Origin of the sequence: Streptomyces zhaozhouensis (assembly GCF_900230195.1) — a bacterium.
GTDB lineage: Bacteria > Actinomycetota > Actinomycetes > Streptomycetales > Streptomycetaceae > Streptomyces > Streptomyces zhaozhouensis.
The window spans coordinates 1-17,728 of record NZ_OCNE01000004.1; the positions used below are offsets into that span (position 1 = coordinate 1).

The following is a 17,728-nucleotide window of genomic DNA, read 5'->3' on the forward strand; positions in this document are numbered from 1 at the left end:
GCCTCGTCGCCGGCGCGGCCCACCCAGTCGGTGGCGTCGCCGAGCGCGGACTGCGCGGAGGCCAGATCCGCTTGCGCGGTGATCGCGCGGTCCAAGGCCCGGTCGGCCATGCCCTGCGCGGTCTGCAACTTCGGCCAGTAGGTGTGCAGCGCCTGCGAGCAGAGGGAATACGAATCCTCCAGCTTCGTCAGGTTGTCCGGAACACCGTCGAACTCACGGCGGAACGCCTCCGCCGACAACCCCGCCCACTCCAGCATGGCGCGCTCGCCCGCCATGCCCCGGATCTTGCCAAGCGCCTCGCCGACATCGTCGGCGAACTCCTCCAATTCGTCGGCCAGTTCCCGGACGCTGTCCGGATCACCCGGCGTCGGGTCCCGGTCCATTTCCACGGGTGACCAGTCAGACGGTCGCGCCATGATCCCCCCACGGTCGCGCTCCCCAAAGTAGACAAAAACACTAGCCGACGAGAGAAGGGTGAGCAATGCGTCACCGGTCGACACCTGGGGTGACGCCGTGCCCAGATGTGGCAAAGGGGTACATCGGGGACGCCGCGTCGGACAACCGCCGGTCTTCCGACCGCAGTCGAAGGCGCGTTTGCCGGTGAGTGGGGTGATGCGCTTGTACCGTTCGGGCTGGCCGCACTGCTTCCTCCGGCGCCGGAGGAGGACCCAGTGGGCTGAGAAGCCGTCAGGACGGCCTCGAAAACGGTAAGGCGGGGGCGAAGCCGCCCGCCCCCCACGGGCGGGCGGCTCCGCGTCCGGTGAGGAACCGGCCGTCAGGAGCGGGCCGGGGTCCCCCAGAGGGAGCGGTCGGCGAGGGCATCCCGGGCGCGGTCCTCCAGGGACCCCCGCTCCTCGGCGCCTTCGGCCCCGCGCTCGGCGGGCGGGGCGTCGTCCGCCGGGACGTCCGGGCGCGGCGCGGCGTCGCACTCCGAACGGGAGGGCGGCAGCACGCCGTTGACCAGGTAGTCGGTGACCTTCTCCGTCACGCACTCGTTCAGCCCGAAGAGCCCGTGGGTGCCGCTGTCGCGGACGGATATCAGCTGGTTGTCCAGGGTGTCGGCCATCGCCGGGCCGCCCTCGTACTGCGTCGCCGGGTCGCCGTCGGCCTGGATCACCAGCCCCGTCGGGTAGCCGTCGCGCTCCAGCTCCACCAGCGGCTCCGGCGGGTCGAAGCTCCGGAAGGTGCAGGTGGTCGGCGCGGCCCCGACCACTCCGCTGCCGTTCATGTCGTAGTACGGGTACCGCTCGCGGTACTCCCGCATGTCCTCGTGGTAGGTGGCCAGGTCGGTCGGCCAGTCGGCCTCGCAGGTGACCGTGTCGTACACCCCGGAGTCGACCCGCGGGATGCCCTGCTCGGTCAGGATGTTCGCCGCCGCGGCGCCCGCGTCGTGCGACAGGGGGACGTCCTCGGCCGAGGCCGCGCGCAGCTCGACCATGACCTCGGCGACCACGTCCCACACCGTGCGGGGCTGGGTGCCCAGGGCGAGGAAGGTGTCGAGCGCGTCCCGGTCGAACTCCCTCGGCCAGTAGGTCGGCCAGTCCTCCGGCCGCTCACGGTCGATCACCACCGGGCTCTCGGCCAGCTCGGCGGCCAGCGCCTCCGTGGTCGCCAGCACCTCCTCCTGGGAGGCGCCCAGCCCGAAGGTGTCGTCGCGCTCGCCGACCCACTCGGCCCACGCCTCCACGTTGGCCCGGACGCCGACGGACTGCTGGAGCGCCTGCTCCCGCCACAGCCAGTCCGGGTGGATCGAGGAGTCCAGCACGCTGCGGTTCAGCCCCTCGGGGAAGAGGCTGCCGTAGACCGCGCCCAGATAGGTGCCGTAGGAGTAGCCCAGGTAGTTGATCTTCTCCTCGCCGAGCGCGGCGCGGATCACGTCCATGTCGCGCGCGGTGTTGGCCGTGTTGATGTGGGGGCGGATGCCGCCGCCCGCGCGCTCGCACGCCTCCTCACGCGCCTGCGCGTACGCCGTGTACTCCGCGAACTGCTCGTCGGTGGGCCGCGTGGTGTCCGGCCGCCGCTCCTCCACCGTCTCGCACATGAGCTGGCTGGAGCGGCCGACGCCGCGCGGGTCGAAGCCGATCAGGTCGAAGCTCTCCGCGACCTCGTAGTCGCGTGCCCCGAGCGGCATCGCCAGACCGCCCCCGCCGGGGCCGCCCGGGTTGAACATCAGGACGCCCTGCCGGCGCTTCCCGTCCTTCGCCTTGATCCGGCTGACCTCGATGCGGAGCGAACCCTCCTCGGGCGCCTCGTAGTTCAACGGGACGAGCACCGTGGAGCACTCCATGTACTTCCACTGGCCCTGCCACGGATCGACGATGATGCCGTCCTCCGGCTGCTCCGACGGCGGTGGCTGCTCCCACTCCGGGCACGGGGCCCAGTCGAGCTCCTGGCCGTAGAACTCCGCCAACTCGCCGTCCTCCGCGCCGTGGGCCGGTGCTCCGACCGCCACCGCGACCAGCGCCGTCATCCCGAAGGCGAGCGCGACTCCTCCGCCGCGCCGAACCGCTCTTCTCCCACGCACCACCGGTGCTCCCGTCGTCGTCCAACAAGACGGGAGCAACGCTAGGGAGCGGGACGTTGCGAGAACGTTCAGAAAGGGGGGTCCGCGAGCGGCAGATCCAACCGCACGGCGAGTCCGCCCTCGCGCGGCGCGCCGAGCCGCAGCGTGCCGTCGTGCGCGGTGGCGACGGCCGTCACCAGGGCGAGCCCGAGTCCGTGGCCCGCGCCCCGCCGCTTGACCCGGCCGTCCCCGCGCACGAACGGCTCGACCAGCGAGGGGACCCGCTCGGGCGCCACCACCGGGCCCGTGTTGACCACGGTCAGCCGCGCCGCGCCGTGCTCGGTCGACGGCCGCACCTCGGCGTGGCCACCGCGGTGGTTGTGACGGAGCGCGTTGCGCACCAGGTTCGACAGGGCCTGGCGTATCAGCACCGGGTCGCCAAGGGCCCAGACCGACCTTCCCTCGGCACGGCGCAGCTCGACGCCGGCGGCCTCGGCCTCGGCGCGGTGCCGTTCGATCACGGAACGGGCCAGCGCCGACAGCTCCACCGGCTCGCGGACCCGGACGCCGCCCTCCGCGTCGCAGAGGTCGAGCAGCGCGTTGACCGTCTCGATGTTGGCGCGGTTCATTTCGCGGACGCGCCCGGCGAGCGCGCGGAACTCCGCGGCGTCCGTCTCCGGGTCGTCCAGCGCCACGTCGATCATCGTCTGCGTCGTGGCCAGCGGGGTCCGCAGTTCGTGCGAGGCGTTGGCCGCGAAGCGCCGGTGCGAGGCGAAGGAACGCTCCAGGGAGGCGAGCATCCGGTCGAAGGTGTCGGCGAGGTCGCTGACCTCGTCCCTGGGACCCTCCAGGCCCACGCGGTGGTCCAGATTCCCCGTGGCGGCGCGGGTGGCCGCGAGGTTGATCGCGGCCAGCGGCTTGATGATCCGGCCGGCGACTATCCATCCGACGGCGGCGCCGAGCAGGGCGAGCGCCGCCAGCGCGATCCCCGAGACCAGCAGGAAGGTGTCGAGGAAGTCGTCCGCGCTCCGGATCTCGACGGCCCCGCCGGCGCCCGGGTCCACCCGCTCGAACGGGGTGGCCCCGCCGAACGCCTCGGTGAGCTGGAACGCCGGGACGTACCGCATGAAGAGATAGACGATCAGGATGAAGACGGCCACCGAGCCGGTGACCATGCCCGCGTAGCTCAGGGCCAGCCGCGCCCGGATCGGCAGCCCCGACCGGAACGGCGGCCGCAGCCACTCTCCGGGGAGCCGAGGGGGCCTGGCGGCGGGTCCGTCGGGGAGCGCCGGCCGCGAGGGGGTGTGCCACTCCGCCGCCCACTCCCCTCGCGCGGCCGACCGCTCCGACTGCTCCGACCGCTCCGTCAGCTCCTGGGGCGTCATCCCGGCCTCCTCACGTCCGCCACGCCTCACGTTCGCCACGCCTCGCTCCCGCAACGCGTCACCGCCCCTCATCGCCTCGCCGCGCGTCACCGTCCCTCACCGCGTCACCGTCCCTCATCGCCTCGCCGCGCGTCACCGTCCCTCACCGCGTCACCGTCCCTCATCGCTTCGCCGCGCTTCGCCGCGCTTCGCCGCGCTTCGCCGCCTCGTCAGGCCTCAGCGTCCGAAGCGATAGCCCGCGCCCGGAACGGTCTGGATCACCCAGGGCTTGCCAAGGCGTTTGCGCAGCGTGGAGATGGTGACGCGGGGGGAGTTGGTGAAGAGGTTGGCGTTGGAGTCCCACGCCTGCTCCAGGATCGCCTCCGCGCTCAGCACCCCGCCCTCGGCCTTCATCAGGACCTGGAGCACCGCGAACTCCTTGGGACTCAGCCGCACCTCGCGCCCGCCGCGCGCCACCTCACGCCGGAACGGGTCGAGCCGCACGCCCAGCGACTCCAGCACCGGCGGACGCGCCGGCTGGGCGCGGCGCTCCAGCGCGCGCAGCCGCGCGACCAGCTCTGGCAGCTCGAAGGGCTTCGGCAGATAGTCATCGGCGCCGATCTCGAAGCCGGAGACGCGGTCCCAGAGCGACCCCGCCGCCGTCAGCATCAGCACCCGCAGCCGGGGATGCTCGGCGGCGATCCGCCGGCACACCTCGTCGCCGTGCACCCCGGGCAGGTCCCGGTCGAGGAGCACCACCTCGTAGTCGCCGTCCGCGATGGCCTCCAGCGCGGCCTCGCCGTCGTGGACCACGTCGGCGGCGATCGTCGCCCGGCGCAGCCCGGCCCGGATCGCGTCGGCGAGGTACGGCTCGTCCTCGACGATCAGTACACGCATGACTGGACTCCTCGCTCGGCACCGCTCCACCACGCCCCGCAAGCACCCAACCACGCGCCATGTTCCGAGAATGTAAAGGGGGCCGTGGAAGTCGAAACCACGTCAAAAGCCCCTGCGCGCGCCCCGTTTGTCCGCGCCGACGGCTCCTCGGCACCGTGCCCCGAAGGGCACCGTTCCCCCCGATGTTCCGCCAGAGCCCTCCCGTCCGCGACCGGCGAGTAAAGTTTCCTGGAGATTCCGTGGAGGATCGGCGCCCGGGGCTCCTCGGGAGGTTCGCGACGCGAACGTACTGGGTCGTACGGGTTCGCGTCCCATGTGTGCGCCGTTCGCGTCGCCCCGCGCGCCCCCCGCCGCGCCGAGTCGCCGGAGCCGCGCCGCCCTCCCTCGTCCCGTCGCAGGTCAGCGCGGTGCCCTGGGGGTCGCCCGAGGCCCGGGGGTGGGCGGAGGCGCCGTGCGGGGTGTAGCCGGCCCCCCTCGCTGAGTGGCCGGAGGTCCGGAGAGGGAGGGGGGCCACGGCCCTCGGAGGGCCCTCGCCGGCCGCCCTAGTCTGTGAGCCGTTGTCAGGACCAGGCGACCGCGAGCAGCGGCGAACCGGGCGGTCCGCGCTTCCGTTGTGCGAAGTCGGCTCCCGCGGCCCCGCGTTCGGGACGCACGCGCCGCCCCATCTCTCGGAGGAACCGTGATACGCAGAATCGGTACGACCGCCGCCGCCGCGCTGTGCTGCACCCTGGCGGGCGTGGGCCTCGTGGGCTGTGACGACGAGGCGGAGCCCGCCGAGTCGTCGGAGTCCTCGGACAGCGCGGCGTCGGACGAGGAGACCGACGAGGCGGGCACGCCCGGGGGCGCGGGCGTCGAGCAGATCGAGCTCGACGGGCAGACCGTCGACGTCAACATCCACTGCGCCGGCGAGTCGGCCGAGGGCCAGCCGGTCGTCTTCCTGCTGCACGGCGGCGGCGAGGACCTGACCAACATGGCCGACCTCCAGGAGACGTTGAGCGCCGACGGGCAGGTCTGCTCCTACGACAGGCTCGGCGCCGGCGGCAGCGACGCGCCGCTCGGCCCGCAGGACTTCGAGGACACCGGCACCATCCTCGGCGGCGTGATCGAGGAGGTCGCCTCGGGCAAGCCGGTCGTGCTGGCCGGGCACTCCATGGGCGGGCTGATCGCCGCCCGCTACGCGCCGGAGAACGAGCAAGTCGCGGGCGTCGTCCTGCTGGACGCCACCGGGCCCAACGCGGCTGCCGACTTCGCCGAGCGCATCCCCGAGGACGTCGAGGGCCCCGCGGCCGAACTGCGCGCCGCCCAGCTCGCGGTCTTCGAGGGGCAGAACCCGGAGCAGCTGGTCTTCGCCGACGGCGACGTCGTGCCCGCCGGCGACATCCCGGTGCGGGTGCTCCAGCACGGCGTCCAGTACCTCGCGGAGCTGGACCCCGAGTACGGCGAGGGCCTGGAGGAGGACTGGACCGCCGCGCAGGAGGAGTGGCTGAGCCTCTCAAGCGACAGCGAGCGGACCGTGGTCGAGAACGCCGGCCACTACATCCACACCGACGCGCCCGAGGCCGCCGTCGAGGCGATCTCGGACGTCGTCGCCCGCGCCGCCGGCTGACCCGCCGCCGGCTGACCGGGCGCCGGCCGGACGGCGCCGTCGGCCGACCGCGCGCCGCCGGGACGACGCCGACCGCCGGGCGCCCACCCCCTCCGTGGGCGCCCGGCGGTCGTGTCGTCGTGCGGAGGGTCCGGACCTCACACGCCGCTCGGGTCCTTCGCGCGTGCGACGGCCGCCGGCCGCTCGTCCGTGCCGATCAGCGCGGGCACCGGCTCCTCGTCCCCGCCGCCCTCGCTCAGGCCGAACCTGTCGTGGAACCGGCGCAGCGGACCCGGCGCCCACCAGGCGTTACGCCCCAGCACCCGCATCGCGGCCGGCACCAGCACGCCCCGGATGGCGACCGCGTCGATGAGGATCGCGAGCCCGGTGGCGATGCCGAACATCTGCATGAAGCTGATCTGCGACGTCCCGAAGGCGAAGAAGCTCACCGCGAGCACCACGGCCGCCGCGCTGACGATCCGCCCGGTGTGGCCGAGGCCGCCCGCGACGGCGGTCTCGTTGTCCGCGCCCTGGTCGTGCAGCTCCTTGATGCGGCTGGTGACGAAGACCTCGTAGTCCATCGACAGGCCGAAGGCGATGCAGAAGACGAGCACCACCATCGAGGTGTCCATCGGCTGCGCGGTGAAGCCGAACACCGAGTCCAGGTTGCCCTCCTGGTACATCCAGGTCACCACGCCGAGCGCGGCGCCCATGCTCACCAGGTTCAGCAGCAGGGCGCGGACCGGCTGCACCACGCTGCCGGTGAAGAGGAAGAGCAGCGCGAACGTCGTGAGCACCACCAGCGTCGCGGCCAGCGGAACCCAGGAGCCGATCGTGGCGTTGGAGTCGACCAGCGCGGCGTCCGTCCCGCCCACCAGCGGCTCGGCCGTCGTGGGGGAGGCCACCTCGCGGACGTCGTGGACCAGGTCCTGGGCCTCGTCCGACTTGGGGGTCAGCACGCTGACCACGTTGATCCGCTGCGCGTCGTCGCGGCCGAGGCCGGGGTTGCCGGGGCCCGCGGGGGCGCCGTCGGCGTAGGTGCCGGCGCTGGTCTCGACGCGCACCACGCCGTCGAGACCGGCGAGTTCGGTGGCGTAGGAGTCCAGCGCGGGCGCGTCCACCGGGGCGTCGACGACGATCCGCAGGGCGCTGTCGTCGTTGCCCTCGAAGTTCTCCTGGAGCGCGGCCGAGACCCGGCGGCTCTCGGCGTTCTCCGGCAGCACCCGCTCGTCGGCGGTGCCGAAGGTGATGCCGAGCAGCGGGCTCGCCGCGACGAGCAGCACCGCGAGCACCGGCAGCGCGGTGAGCGCCGGGCGGCGCATCACGGCGCGGGCCGTCCGGCCCCACCCGGACTCGCGACCCCCGCCGCGCCCGCGTCCGACCCACGGCATCCGGCCCCCGTTGATCCGGTGGCCCAGCACCCTCAGCAGCGCGGGCAGCACGAAGAGGGTGGCCAGCGCCGCGATGGCGACGACGCCGACACCGGCGTAGCCGAAGGAGCGCAGGAAGTACTGCGGGAAGACCATCAGCGCGCCGAGCGCGGCGGCGACCGTGGCCGCCGAGAACGCGACCGTGCGGCCCGCGGTGCGCACCGTGTGGCGGACGGCCCCCTCGACGGAGGCGCCGGCGGCCAGTCGCTCGCGGAAGCGGCTGACCATCAGCAGCGCGTAGTCGATGCCGAGTCCGAGGCCGAGCGCGGTGGTGAGGTTGGTGGCGAGGATCGAGACGTCGGTGACGGTGCCGAGCAGGTACAGCTGGGCGAACGTGCCGAGGATGGCGAGCACGCCGATGGCCAGCGGCAGCAGCGCCGCGACCACGCTGCCGAAGACGACGAGCAGCAGCAGGAGCGTCAACGGGATGGCGATGCCCTCGGCGAGCAGCAGGTCGTCGGTGACCTGCCCGTTCATCTCGTTGCCCACGGCGGCGCCGCCGCCGGCGCGGACGGTGAGTCCGCCGTCCAGCTCGCCGGTGTGGGCGTCGACGACGGCCTGGACGTTCTCCTCCAACTCCTTGTTCTCGCCCTCGACATGGGCCAGGACCAGGGCCTGGTCGCCGTCGGCCGAGCGCAGCGCGGGGCTCTCGGTGCCCCAGTAGGAGACGACGTTGGCGACGTTCCGCTCGTCGGCCAGCGCGGCGGTCAGCGCCCGGCCGCCGCGTTCGGCCTCCGGGGTGTCCACGCCGCCCTCGGGGGCGTCGACCAGCAGCACCAGGTTGGTCTCGCCGCCGAACTTCTCCTCGATGACCTCGTTGGCCCGGGACGACTCGGAGGACGGGTCGTCGAAGCCGCCCCCCACCAACTTCCCGAACGCGCCCATGCCGACGGCCCCCAGGAGGACCGTCGCCACGGTGGCGACGATCAGTACCAGCCGGGCCCGGCGAATCGCCAGTTCGGCTATGCGGTCAAACACGGACGGACTCCTTCGTGTCCTTGAACTTGCGTCCTTGCGATGGGTGAAAAGCGGGCGAAGTGGGAGGAGTTGACCGTGAGTGGCCAGCGCGGATCGCCGCGCGGGCCGCTCGCCCCGTTCGGTGGCCCGGCTCGGAAGCCGTGCGGAGGTGGAAGAGGAACGGGAGGGGGAGGTGGAACGCGCCCCTCGTCGCCGGGGCTTGACGTTAGTGGGGTGCCGGAAGATTTGGCAGTGTGAGAATTTTCTGACGGAGGTGGGGGGCGGGGGTGTCCCGGCGCGGCCGCCGTCGTAGGGTCGCCGCATGTCCGCCAAGCAGCAGGCGCGGCCGCGGCCCTCCCTGCGGGAGCGGCGCAGGGCCGCCGCCACCCGGGAGATCGTCGAGGCCGCCGAGCGCCACATCACCGAGCACGGCCCGGCGGCGCTCTCGCTGCGCGCGGTCGCCCGCGACCTCGGCATGACGGTGCAGGCGCTGTACCACTACTTCCCCAGCCGCGACGCGCTCGTCACCGCGCTCATCACCAGGACCTACGACGACCTCGCCGACGCCGTGCGCGCCGCCGTCGAGGCGCCGCCCGCCGAGGAGCCGCCGCTGCCGGGCCTGGTGGTGGCGGGCGAGGCGTACCGCCGCTGGGCGGTGGCCCATCCGGAGCGCTTCCAGCTGATCTACGGCACCCCGCTGCGCCACTACGCGGCGCCGGTCGACGGCCCCACGACCCAGGCGCTCCAGCGGATGAGCGCGATCTTCTTCGGGTTGATGTTCGGCGGCTACACCACCGAGCAGTTGGCCTCGGCCCGGATCGGGCCGCTCTCCGACGCGTTCCTCGCCCGCCTCGACGCGCTGGGCGAGCTGCCGGCGCCGGCGACCGCGCTGATGCTGAGCGCGTGGGGCCAGATGCACGGCCTGGTGGTGCTCGAGGTCTTCGGGCACACCACGTTCGTCGGTGACGAGCGGGGCGAGATATTCCGGATGGCGATGCTGGACCTCACCGAGTCGCTGCGGGCGCGGATCGCGGGCGAGGGCGGCTGACCGCCGGGTCCCGAGGGCCCCTCAGGAACGGCCGGAGCCGCCGAGGATGCCGCGCTCGTAGGCCCTGGCCACCGCCTCGGCGCGGTCGTTCACGCCCAACTTGGCGTAGACGTGCGTCAGATGGGTCTTCACCGTGGCCTCGCTGACGAACAGCTCGCGGGCGATCTCCCGGTTCGACGTGCCCCGCGCCACCAGCGCCAGCACCTCGCGCTCCCGCGCGGTCAACGGCCCGGCCGCCGGCGTCCGGACGGCCGAGACCAGCCGGGAGGCGACGGCGGGGGAGAGCACCGTGCGGCCCTCGGCCGCCGCGCGCACCGCCGTGAACAGCTCCTCGCGCGGCGCGTCCTTGAGCAGATAGCCGGTCGCCCCGGCCTCGATCGCCGGCAGCGTGTCGGTGTCCGTGTCCCAGGTCGTCAGGACCAGCACCTTCGCGCGCGCCCCGCGCCGGGTCAGCTCCGTGATGGCGTCCACGCCCCCGCCGCCCGGCATCCGCAGGTCCATCAGCACCACGTCCGGGTCGTGCGCGGCGACCCGCGCGACCGCCTCCACCCCGTCGGCCGCCTCGGCGACCACGGTGAACCCCGGCGCGGAGTCGAACATCGCGCGCAGTCCGTCCCGCACCACCGGGTGGTCGTCGACCAGCAGCAGCGAGATCACCGGCTCCTCGGCCGACCGCTCGGCCCCGTCAGCGCTCATCGCGCACCAACGGTACGCGAGCCGACACCGCCGTGCCCCCTCCCGGCTCGGCCTCGACGGTCAACGTGCCCGCGATCCGCTCGGCGCGCGCCCGCATCCCGTCGAGCCCGAACCCGGAGGTGCCGGTGCGGCCCGGCAGCGCCGACGCGTCGAAGCCCCGGCCGTCGTCCCGCACGTCCAGCGTGACCTCGCCGTCCATGAAGCTGAGCGTCACGCCGACGCGGCCAGCGCAGGCGTGCTTGGCCACGTTCGACAGCGCCTCCTGCGCGATCCGCAGCAGCGTCGCCGACACCTCGCCGTGCGGCTGCCGCGCCCGGCCCGTCAGGGTGAACTCGGCCCGCACGCCCGTGCGTTCGCCCCACTCGGCGACCGTCTTGCGCAACGCCTGCGGCAGCCCGTCCGTGGCCAGCCCGACCGGCGCCAGGTTGTGCACCGAGCGGCGGGCCTCGCCCAGGCTGTGGCGTGCCAGGTCGGCGGCGCGCTCCAGATGTTCCCTGGCGGAGGCCGGGTCGGGCCCGGCGGCGACGACCCGCAGCTGGGCGATGATCCCGGTCAGCCCCTGCGCGATCGTGTCGTGGATCTCGGCCGCCAGCCGCCGCCGCTCGTCGGCGATGCCCGCCTCCCGCGCCTGGACCAGCAGCTGGTCGTGGAGCGCCGCGTTCTCCGCCAGGGCGCGCTCCAGGGCGGCGTTGGTGCGTTCCAACTCGGCGATCGTCGCCGCCTGCGCCCGCGCCCGCCGCTCCTCCAGGAGCGCGAAGTGGCTGACGACGGCGAGCAGCACGTTGTTCGCCACCACGAGACCGCCGAAGATCGCCCACTGGGTCGCCGAGTGGAACGGCGGCCCGCCGGCCTGCGAGGCCGCCACCGGCAGCGAACACGCCACCAGCCCGATCCGCCACCAGCGGCGGGGCAGCAGCTCGTCGGCGTCGAAGTAGCCGCTGGCGGAGTAGAAGGCGAAGAACGGGTTGAGCCAGGTCAGCGCCACCCCCAGCGCCCAGCGGACCGAGTAGTAGACGAAGGTCGTGCCGTCGGGACCCGGGTGGGCCGGCATCACGCGCACCCACCACAGCTGGAACAGCACGGCGCCCGTGACCAGCCCGGCGACGGCGGTCTGCTCCCCGGCGTCCGGCGTCAGCAGGTCCAGGGTGATGAGAGCCAGCGGCAGCGAGAACAGCAGCAGCCCGCACGGCTGCCACTTGCGAAAGAACTCGTGCCGCCGCCGGTCCTTTTCGGCCATCGGCGGCCGCGGCTCCGCCTGCGTCCCCGCCCGCGGAGGGGACCCGATGCTCCCGCGGGTACCTATTCCCACCGGAACCAGCGTACCGCCGCGACCGTCAGCAGAGCCGCCCAGCCGGCGACCACGGCCAGGTGCGCCGCGTCCGGCCAGCCGCCCGCCTGCGCCTGGTCGAGCGCGCGGGCCGCCGCCCCGAACGGGGTGCGCTCCACGACCGCGGCCATCACGTCCGGCATCGACCGCACCGGCATCCACAGCCCTGTGGAGAACAGCATCGGGAAGAACACGGCCGAGCCCACCGCCGTCGCCACCCGCGCGGTGCGCACCCGCGCCCCGAGCAGCGCCCCCAGCGCCAGCGCGGCGGCGACGGCCAGCAGCAGCGTCAGCGCGTAGCCGAGCGCGTGGTCCGGCAGCCCGACGTCGTAGCAGAGCCGGCCGACGGCGAGGGAGAGCGCCGCCGAGACCAGCGCGGCGGCGCCGTGCAGCCACATCTGCGCGGCCAGCAGCGCCGAGGGCCGCATGGGCGTGGTCGACATGCGCCGCAGAATGCCGCGCTCCCGGTAGCCGGCCAGCAGTGGCGGCATGGCCTGCGCGCCGACCACGATCACCGCGACCAGCACGGTCACCGGGACGTACACGTCGATCGGCCGCAGCCCGCCGAGCCCGTCGTCGGCCTCGCGGAACGCCGGCACCAGGCCGAGGATCGCCAGCAGCAGCGGAGGGAAGCCCAGCACCCAGAAGAGGGTGCCCGGCTCCCGCAGGAAGAGCCGTGCCTCGGCCCGCAGCACGGCGACGCGGGCGGAGGCGGTGGGCGAGGCCGTGACGGTGGTCATCTCGCAGCTCCCAGAGGGGTGTCGAAGGGGGTCCGTGGTCAGTCGCGCGCGGCGGTCAGGTCGAGGAACGCCTCGTCGAGCGTGGCGTCCGTGACCCGCAGCTGGTGCGCGGTGATCCGGCGCCTGGCCAGCAGCGAGACCACCGCGTTGACCGTCTCGTCCGTGCCGCCCAGCGTGATCCGGCCGTCCCGCCGCTCGACCGAGGCGAGCGCGGGCAGCGCCGACAGCTCCTCGTCGTCCAGCGGCGTGGACGGGGTGAACGAGATCACCGTCGACCTGGCCATCCGCGCGACCAGCCCGCTGGGGGTGTCCAGGGCGGTGACCCGGCCGCCGTCGATCACCGCGATCCGGTCGCACAGCCGCTGGGCCTCCTCCATGAAGTGGGTGACCAGCAGCACCGTGACCCCGCCGGCGCGGACGTCCTCGATCAGCTCCCAGGTGTCCCGCCGCGCCCTCGGGTCCAGACCGGTGGTCAACTCGTCGAGTACCACCACCCTCGGCGCCCCGACCAGCGCCAGCGCGATGAACAGCCGCTGCTTCTGCCCCCCGGAAAGCCCGCTGAACCTGGTGGTCAGCTTTCCGGTCAGCCCGAGCCGTTCGGCCAGCGGGCGCCAGTCCAACGGGCTCGGGTAGAGCGAGGCGTAGAGTTCCAGCGCCTCCCGCACGGTGAGCTTCGGCTGGAGCTCGCTCTCCTGGAGCTGCGCGCCCAGCACCCGGGTCACCGCGTCGTGGTCGGCGCGCGGGTCGAGCCCGGCGACCCGCACCCGGCCGGAGTCCGGGACACGCAGGCCCTCCAGGCACTCGACGGTGGTGGTCTTGCCCGCGCCGTTCGGGCCGAGGATCCCGAAGATCTCGCCCTCGTCGACGGAGAACGAGACGCCGTCGACGACGTTCCGCCCGCCGTAGGACTTGCGCAGCTCGCTGACTTCGACGACGGGCTCGGAGGCCCCCGCCATGCCGTGGGTGGTCATGGGACGAGCCTCGCGGACCGCCCCGCCCCGCCACATCCCCCGACGGGCTCCGCCCGCCATCAACCGATCGGTTGATGCCCCTCCACCCGTCGGTTCCCGCGTCCGCCCGCGCGGGCGTAGCGGCCCGGGGTGACGCCCAGGTGGCGCCGGAAGTGCCGGGTCAGATGGGACTGGTCGTAGAAGCCGCTGGCCGCCGCGACCTCGGCGGCCGGCAGGCCGGCCAGCAGCAGACGCCGGGCGCGGTCGACGCGGCGGGCCGTCAGGTACTGGTGCGGCGCGATGCCGAACGCGGTGGTGAACGCCCGCACCAGATGGGTGGGGTGGGCGTGCACGAGCCCGGCCGCCTCCTCAAGACCGACGCCGGTCAGCAGCCGTTCGTCGAGGAGCTGCCGCAGCCGGTCGGCGAGGCGCGGCCGCGGCGCGGCGGGCGGCGCGTGCGGGCGGGGGCGCAGATGGTGGCGGAGCCGTTCGCCGACCAGCGCCAGCCGGCTCTCCGCCTCCAGCTCGTCGCCGGGGTGGTCGAGGACGGCGTGCAGTTGGCCGACGCGGCGTCGCAGCAGCGGGTCGACCAGGTTGGGGGAGTCCACGGCCGGTCCGATGAACCGCTCGTCGAGCCGGCTGAGGTCCAGATAGAGCACCCGCTTGCGGAACCCCCGCGCGGTGGCGGGCGCCCCGTTGTGCGGTACCCCGGGCGGGAGCAGCGTGACGGTGTCGCGCGGGGTGCCGTGCTCGCGGCGTTCCAGGTCGTAGCGGACCGCGCCGTCGTCGACCAGCAGCAGCGTCCACGCGTCGTGGACGTGCATCGGGTAGGCGTGCTCGGTGAAGCGCGCGTGCAGGATCTCGACGACGCCGGGGACCCCGGGCCGCCACGCGGAGACCCGCGTTCCCGGCACCATGCCAAGAACGTACAAGAGCGCGCGGCACCGGCGGCGGCAGTCTGGCGCCCATGGCACGTGACAACCACCACCACGACCCGCACGGCGGCGGCGCCGGGAACGGGAACGGCGCCCCCGCGCGGTTCGACACCAAGATCGCGGTGCTGCTCCGCGAGGACCTGGCGTCCTGGCAGCGACTGAACGTGACGGCCTTCCTGGTCAGCGGCCTGGGGCGGGAGCGGCCCGAGGTGATCGGCGAACCGTACGCGGACGCCGAGGGCACCCCCTATCTGCCGATGTTCCGTCAGCCGGTGCTGGTCTTCGAGGGCACCGAGGAGACGTTGACCGCAGCCCGCTCCCGGGCGCTGACCCGCGCGCTGCCGCTGGCGGTGTTCACCTCCGACCTCTTTGCCACCGGAAACGACCATGACAACCGCGCGGCGGTTCGCGCGGTGCCCGGAAACCAACTGGACCTGGTCGGCCTCGCCCTCCATGGCCCCCGCAACGCGGTCGACCGCGTCCTCAAGGGCGCGCACATGCACCCCTGAGCGGGACCCCGTGCTCTCGGCGGAGCGACGGAGGGCGCCGCCGGGGCACGCCGGGCCGCGCCCCGGCGGAGGGCCGGGCCTCGAAGGTGGGGCGGCGGTGCCGCGAGCTCGCTCGGGGGAGTGACGCCGGCCATATTGTTTGACCGCCGTTGACGGGCAGGACGTAAGCTGGCATGGCCGGGGACGCTCTGTGTCGTTTCCCGGCTTTCTTCCTGCCTGGCCGCCGTCAAGCCCGCCCCGGTCCGTCACTGAAGTCGCCTGCCGTCCGTCGCCCCAAGGGACACCATGGAACAGCTCTCGAAGCCATCCGACCCCGACACCGGCCCGCCCGATCCGGACGGGGAGTCGATACCCAGCACGGTGGTGCTGGTCATAGGTCTGCTGCTGGCGGCCGCGTTCGTGATGATCCTCAACGAGACCGTCATGGGCGTGGCGCTGCCGCGGCTCATGGAGGACCTGGAGATCTCCGCCGCCACCGGCCAGTGGCTGACCACCGCGTTCATGTTGACCATGGCCGTGGTGATCCCCACCACGGGTCTGATTCTCAAGCGGTTCACCACCCGCGCGGTCTTCATGACGTCGATGTCGCTGTTCACCGCCGGCACCGCGCTGGCCGCCGCCGCGCCCGGGTTCCCGGTGCTGCTGGTGGCCCGCATCGTGCAGGCCGCCGGCACGGCGGTGATGCTGCCGCTGCTGATCACGACGGTGCTGACGTTCGTCCCCGCGACGCGCCGGGGCAGCACCATGGGCCTGATCTCCATCGTGATCGCCGTGGCGCCGGCCGTCGGGCCGACGTTCTCCGGGCTGATCCTCTCCGAGCTGAGCTGGCGCTGGATCTTCCTGTTCGTGCTGCCGGTCGCCGTCGTCGCGCTGATCGTCGGCTCGATGAAGATCACCAACATCACCACCCCGGCCGAGGCGCGCTTCGACCTGGTCTCGATCGCGCTGTCGGCGGTCGCCTTCGGCGGCCTGGTCTACGGGCTGAGCAGCATCGGCGAGTCCGCCGAGGGCGACACCCCGCTGCCGCCCGCGCTGCCGATCGCGGTCGGCTTCGTGGCGCTGGCGCTCTTCACCTTCCGCCAGCTGAGCCTCCAGCGCGGTGGCGAGCGCCAGCCGCTGCTGGACCTGCGGCCGTTCCGCAACAGGTCGTTCACCGTCGGTCTTGTCATGCTGCTGGTGTCGATGGGCGCGCTCTTCGGCACGCTGATCCTGCTGCCGATCTTCCTCCAGAACGTGCGGGACCTCTCCACCCTGGAGACCGGTCTGGTGCTGCTGCCGGGCGGGCTGGTCATGGGGCTGATCGCGCCGCTGGCGGGGAAGATGTACGACCGGGTCGGGCCGCGTCCGCTGGTGGTGCCCGGCGCCTTCGTGGTCGCCGGCGCGCTGGCGTCGATGCAGCTGCTGGAGACCGACAGCTCGGTCGGCCTGGCCATCGCGGTGCACGTGGTGCTCAGCGTCGGGCTCGGCCTGCTGATGACGCCGCTGATGACCTCCTCGCTCGGGTCGCTCCCGGCGGAGCTGTACTCGCACGGCAGCGCCATCCTCAACACGCTCCAGCAGTTGGCGGGCGCCGCCGGCACGGCGCTGTTCATCACCGTGATGACCCGCAGCGCGACGAGCGAGGTCGAGAGCGGCGTCGACCCGTTGACGGCGCAGGCGTCCGGCATCCACGACGCGTTCCTGTGCGGCGCGGTGCTGGCGCTGGTCGCGACGGGGCTGTCCTTCCTGATCCGCCGTCCCCCGGCCCCGGCCGGGCCGCCGGAGGCGGGCGGCGCCACCGGACGCGACAGCGACGACGAGGCGGTCCCCGCGCCGCTCCACTGACCCGGTCCGCTCCACTGACCCGGTCCGCTCCACTGACCCGGTCCGCTCCACTGACCCGGTCGGCCCCGCTGACCCGGTCCGCCCCGGCCCCCGGAGCGCGCGTTCCCTTGACGCGCGCGCCGGGGGCCGCGCCGTGCGCGCCCGGCGGGCTCAGTCCCGCGCGCTGCGCCGAAGCACCTGCCGGATGCCGGCGAAGTGGTCGCGCATCGCGGTGACCGCGCCCGCCGTGTCGCCGGCCTCCAGCGCGACGACGATCGCCTGGTGCCGCGCGAGCGTGACGCGTTCGTCCTGCCGCTCCTCCCGCAGCTCCTCGCGGACCCGGTGGAAGGCGGCCCAGAACGCGTCCAGCACCTCGCTCAGCAGGTGGTTGCCGAGCGAGCGGTAGAGCGCCAGATGGAACGCGCGGTCCGTCTCCGCGCTGACCCGGCCCGTCTCGTCGGCCTCCCGCTCCATCGCGCTGATCAGCTCGCGCAGCCGGCCGAGGTCGGCCTCCGGGATGTCGCCGGCCACGCTGCCGATCAGCCCGGCCTCCAACGCCTCGCGCACCTCCAGGAGTTCGGCCAGGCTCGCCTCGCCCCTGCGGTGCCGCACGGCGGCGCGGAAGACCATGCCGTCCACGAAGGAGTCCAGGCTCAGGCTCCCCACGTAGGTGCCAAAGCCGTGCCGGATGTCGACGACGTTGACCGCCTGGAGCGCCTTCAGCGCCTCCCGCACCGAGTTGCGGCTCACCTCGAAGAGGCTCATCAACTCGCTCTCGGTGGGCAGCGGGTCGCCCGGTGCGAGCCGGCGGGTGAGGATCAGCTCCCTGATCTGCCCCTGCACCTCGTCCGACATCATGCGGCGGGCCATGAAGCCCCTCCCTCTCCGAATCACCTGGACTTGACCTGGAGTTCACATTCTGCCACCGGTGGGACCCGGAGATAGGACATGGGATGTCTTACCCCTTGACCCGACGCGCTCCCG

The 17,728-nt window shown here is 73.5% G+C and carries 15 protein-coding genes; 4 read left to right on the forward strand and 11 right to left on the reverse strand.

The window, feature by feature from the left end:
- The 4 genes from CRP51_RS07980 to CRP51_RS07995 all read right to left on the reverse strand — a co-directional run.
- A partial coding sequence (locus CRP51_RS07980; protein WP_342749022.1) for a putative T7SS-secreted protein occupies positions 1-416 on the reverse strand: 416 nt, incomplete at its 3' end.
- A 359-nt stretch (positions 417-775) separates the two neighbouring features.
- Positions 776-2,524, reverse strand: a complete 1,749-nt coding sequence (locus tag CRP51_RS07985) for an alpha/beta fold hydrolase (RefSeq protein WP_141514566.1) — start codon at positions 2,522-2,524, stop codon at positions 776-778.
- 68 nt (positions 2,525-2,592) lie between these two features.
- A complete protein-coding gene (locus tag CRP51_RS07990; RefSeq protein ID WP_097230343.1) occupies positions 2,593-3,888 on the reverse strand; it encodes a sensor histidine kinase in 1,296 nt (431 codons plus the stop codon).
- A 216-nt stretch (positions 3,889-4,104) separates the two neighbouring features.
- Positions 4,105-4,764 carry a response regulator transcription factor gene (locus CRP51_RS07995; RefSeq protein ID WP_097230344.1) on the reverse strand — a complete coding sequence of 220 codons (660 nt, stop codon included), beginning with the start codon at positions 4,762-4,764 and terminating at the stop codon, positions 4,105-4,107.
- 679 nt (positions 4,765-5,443) lie between these two features.
- Here CRP51_RS07995 and CRP51_RS08000 point away from each other — a divergent pair.
- Positions 5,444-6,370 (forward strand): alpha/beta fold hydrolase, encoded by a 927-nt coding sequence (locus tag CRP51_RS08000; protein ID WP_097230345.1) that lies wholly within the window; start codon positions 5,444-5,446, stop codon positions 6,368-6,370.
- Positions 6,371-6,507: 137 nt separating this feature from the next.
- Here the strand turns inward: CRP51_RS08000 and CRP51_RS08005 are convergent, their stop codons facing one another.
- Positions 6,508-8,757, reverse strand: a complete 2,250-nt coding sequence (locus CRP51_RS08005; RefSeq protein ID WP_097230346.1) for an MMPL family transporter — start codon at positions 8,755-8,757, stop codon at positions 6,508-6,510.
- Positions 8,758-9,058: 301 nt separating this feature from the next.
- Here CRP51_RS08005 and CRP51_RS08010 point away from each other — a divergent pair, with 301 nt between their 5' ends.
- Entirely contained in the window at positions 9,059-9,784 is a 726-nt protein-coding gene (locus CRP51_RS08010; RefSeq protein ID WP_097230347.1) for a TetR/AcrR family transcriptional regulator, read from the forward strand.
- Positions 9,785-9,805: 21 nt separating this feature from the next.
- On the opposite strand, the gene CRP51_RS08015 is transcribed toward CRP51_RS08010, so the two are convergent.
- From CRP51_RS08015 to CRP51_RS08035, 5 genes are all read right to left on the reverse strand, one after another.
- Positions 9,806-10,480 carry a response regulator gene (locus CRP51_RS08015; RefSeq protein WP_097230348.1) on the reverse strand — a complete coding sequence of 225 codons (675 nt, stop codon included), beginning with the start codon at positions 10,478-10,480 and terminating at the stop codon, positions 9,806-9,808.
- Complete coding sequence (locus CRP51_RS08020; protein WP_097230349.1) at positions 10,470-11,717, reverse strand: sensor histidine kinase; 1,248 nt, start codon at positions 11,715-11,717, stop codon at positions 10,470-10,472. Before CRP51_RS08020 ends, CRP51_RS08015 begins: the two co-directional genes overlap by 11 nt.
- A gap of 62 nt (positions 11,718-11,779) precedes the next feature.
- Positions 11,780-12,547 carry an ABC transporter permease gene (locus CRP51_RS08025; protein ID WP_097230350.1) on the reverse strand — a complete coding sequence of 256 codons (768 nt, stop codon included), beginning with the start codon at positions 12,545-12,547 and terminating at the stop codon, positions 11,780-11,782.
- 38 nt (positions 12,548-12,585) lie between these two features.
- Positions 12,586-13,518 carry an ABC transporter ATP-binding protein gene (locus CRP51_RS08030; protein ID WP_097230351.1) on the reverse strand — a complete coding sequence of 311 codons (933 nt, stop codon included), beginning with the start codon at positions 13,516-13,518 and terminating at the stop codon, positions 12,586-12,588.
- Positions 13,519-13,577: 59 nt separating this feature from the next.
- Complete coding sequence (locus tag CRP51_RS08035) at positions 13,578-14,414, reverse strand: AraC family transcriptional regulator (RefSeq protein ID WP_097230352.1); 837 nt, start codon at positions 14,412-14,414, stop codon at positions 13,578-13,580.
- A 50-nt stretch (positions 14,415-14,464) separates the two neighbouring features.
- Here CRP51_RS08035 and CRP51_RS08040 point away from each other — a divergent pair, with 50 nt between their 5' ends.
- A complete protein-coding gene (locus CRP51_RS08040) occupies positions 14,465-14,941 on the forward strand; it encodes a DUF2000 domain-containing protein (protein WP_097230353.1) in 477 nt (158 codons plus the stop codon).
- A 285-nt stretch (positions 14,942-15,226) separates the two neighbouring features.
- Complete coding sequence (locus CRP51_RS08045) at positions 15,227-16,765, forward strand: MDR family MFS transporter (RefSeq protein WP_097230354.1); 1,539 nt, start codon at positions 15,227-15,229, stop codon at positions 16,763-16,765.
- Between the two features lie 150 nt (positions 16,766-16,915).
- Here CRP51_RS08045 and CRP51_RS08050 read toward each other — a convergent pair whose 3' ends face one another.
- Positions 16,916-17,614, reverse strand: a complete 699-nt coding sequence (locus CRP51_RS08050; protein WP_097230355.1) for a FadR/GntR family transcriptional regulator — start codon at positions 17,612-17,614, stop codon at positions 16,916-16,918.
- Positions 17,615-17,728: the final 114 nt, after the last annotated feature.

Excerpts from the sequence above, each read along its gene's own strand:
- CRP51_RS07990 (WP_097230343.1), bottom strand. The coding sequence starts at position 3,888 with ATGACGCCCCAGGAGCTGACGGAGCGGTCGGAGCAGTCGGAGCGGTCG.
- CRP51_RS07995 (WP_097230344.1), bottom strand. The coding sequence starts at position 4,764 with ATGCGTGTACTGATCGTCGAGGACGAGCCGTACCTCGCCGACGCGATC.
- CRP51_RS08010 (WP_097230347.1), top strand. The coding sequence starts at position 9,059 with ATGTCCGCCAAGCAGCAGGCGCGGCCGCGGCCCTCCCTGCGGGAGCGG.
- CRP51_RS08015 (WP_097230348.1), bottom strand. The coding sequence starts at position 10,480 with ATGAGCGCTGACGGGGCCGAGCGGTCGGCCGAGGAGCCGGTGATCTCG.
- CRP51_RS08020 (WP_097230349.1), bottom strand. The coding sequence starts at position 11,717 with ATGGCCGAAAAGGACCGGCGGCGGCACGAGTTCTTTCGCAAGTGGCAG.
- CRP51_RS08025 (WP_097230350.1), bottom strand. The coding sequence starts at position 12,547 with ATGACCACCGTCACGGCCTCGCCCACCGCCTCCGCCCGCGTCGCCGTG.
- CRP51_RS08030 (WP_097230351.1), bottom strand. The coding sequence starts at position 13,518 with ATGACCACCCACGGCATGGCGGGGGCCTCCGAGCCCGTCGTCGAAGTC.
- CRP51_RS08035 (WP_097230352.1), bottom strand. The coding sequence starts at position 14,414 with ATGGTGCCGGGAACGCGGGTCTCCGCGTGGCGGCCCGGGGTCCCCGGC.
- CRP51_RS08040 (WP_097230353.1), top strand. The coding sequence starts at position 14,465 with ATGGCACGTGACAACCACCACCACGACCCGCACGGCGGCGGCGCCGGG.
- CRP51_RS08045 (WP_097230354.1), top strand. The coding sequence starts at position 15,227 with ATGGAACAGCTCTCGAAGCCATCCGACCCCGACACCGGCCCGCCCGAT.
- CRP51_RS08050 (WP_097230355.1), bottom strand. The coding sequence starts at position 17,614 with ATGGCCCGCCGCATGATGTCGGACGAGGTGCAGGGGCAGATCAGGGAG.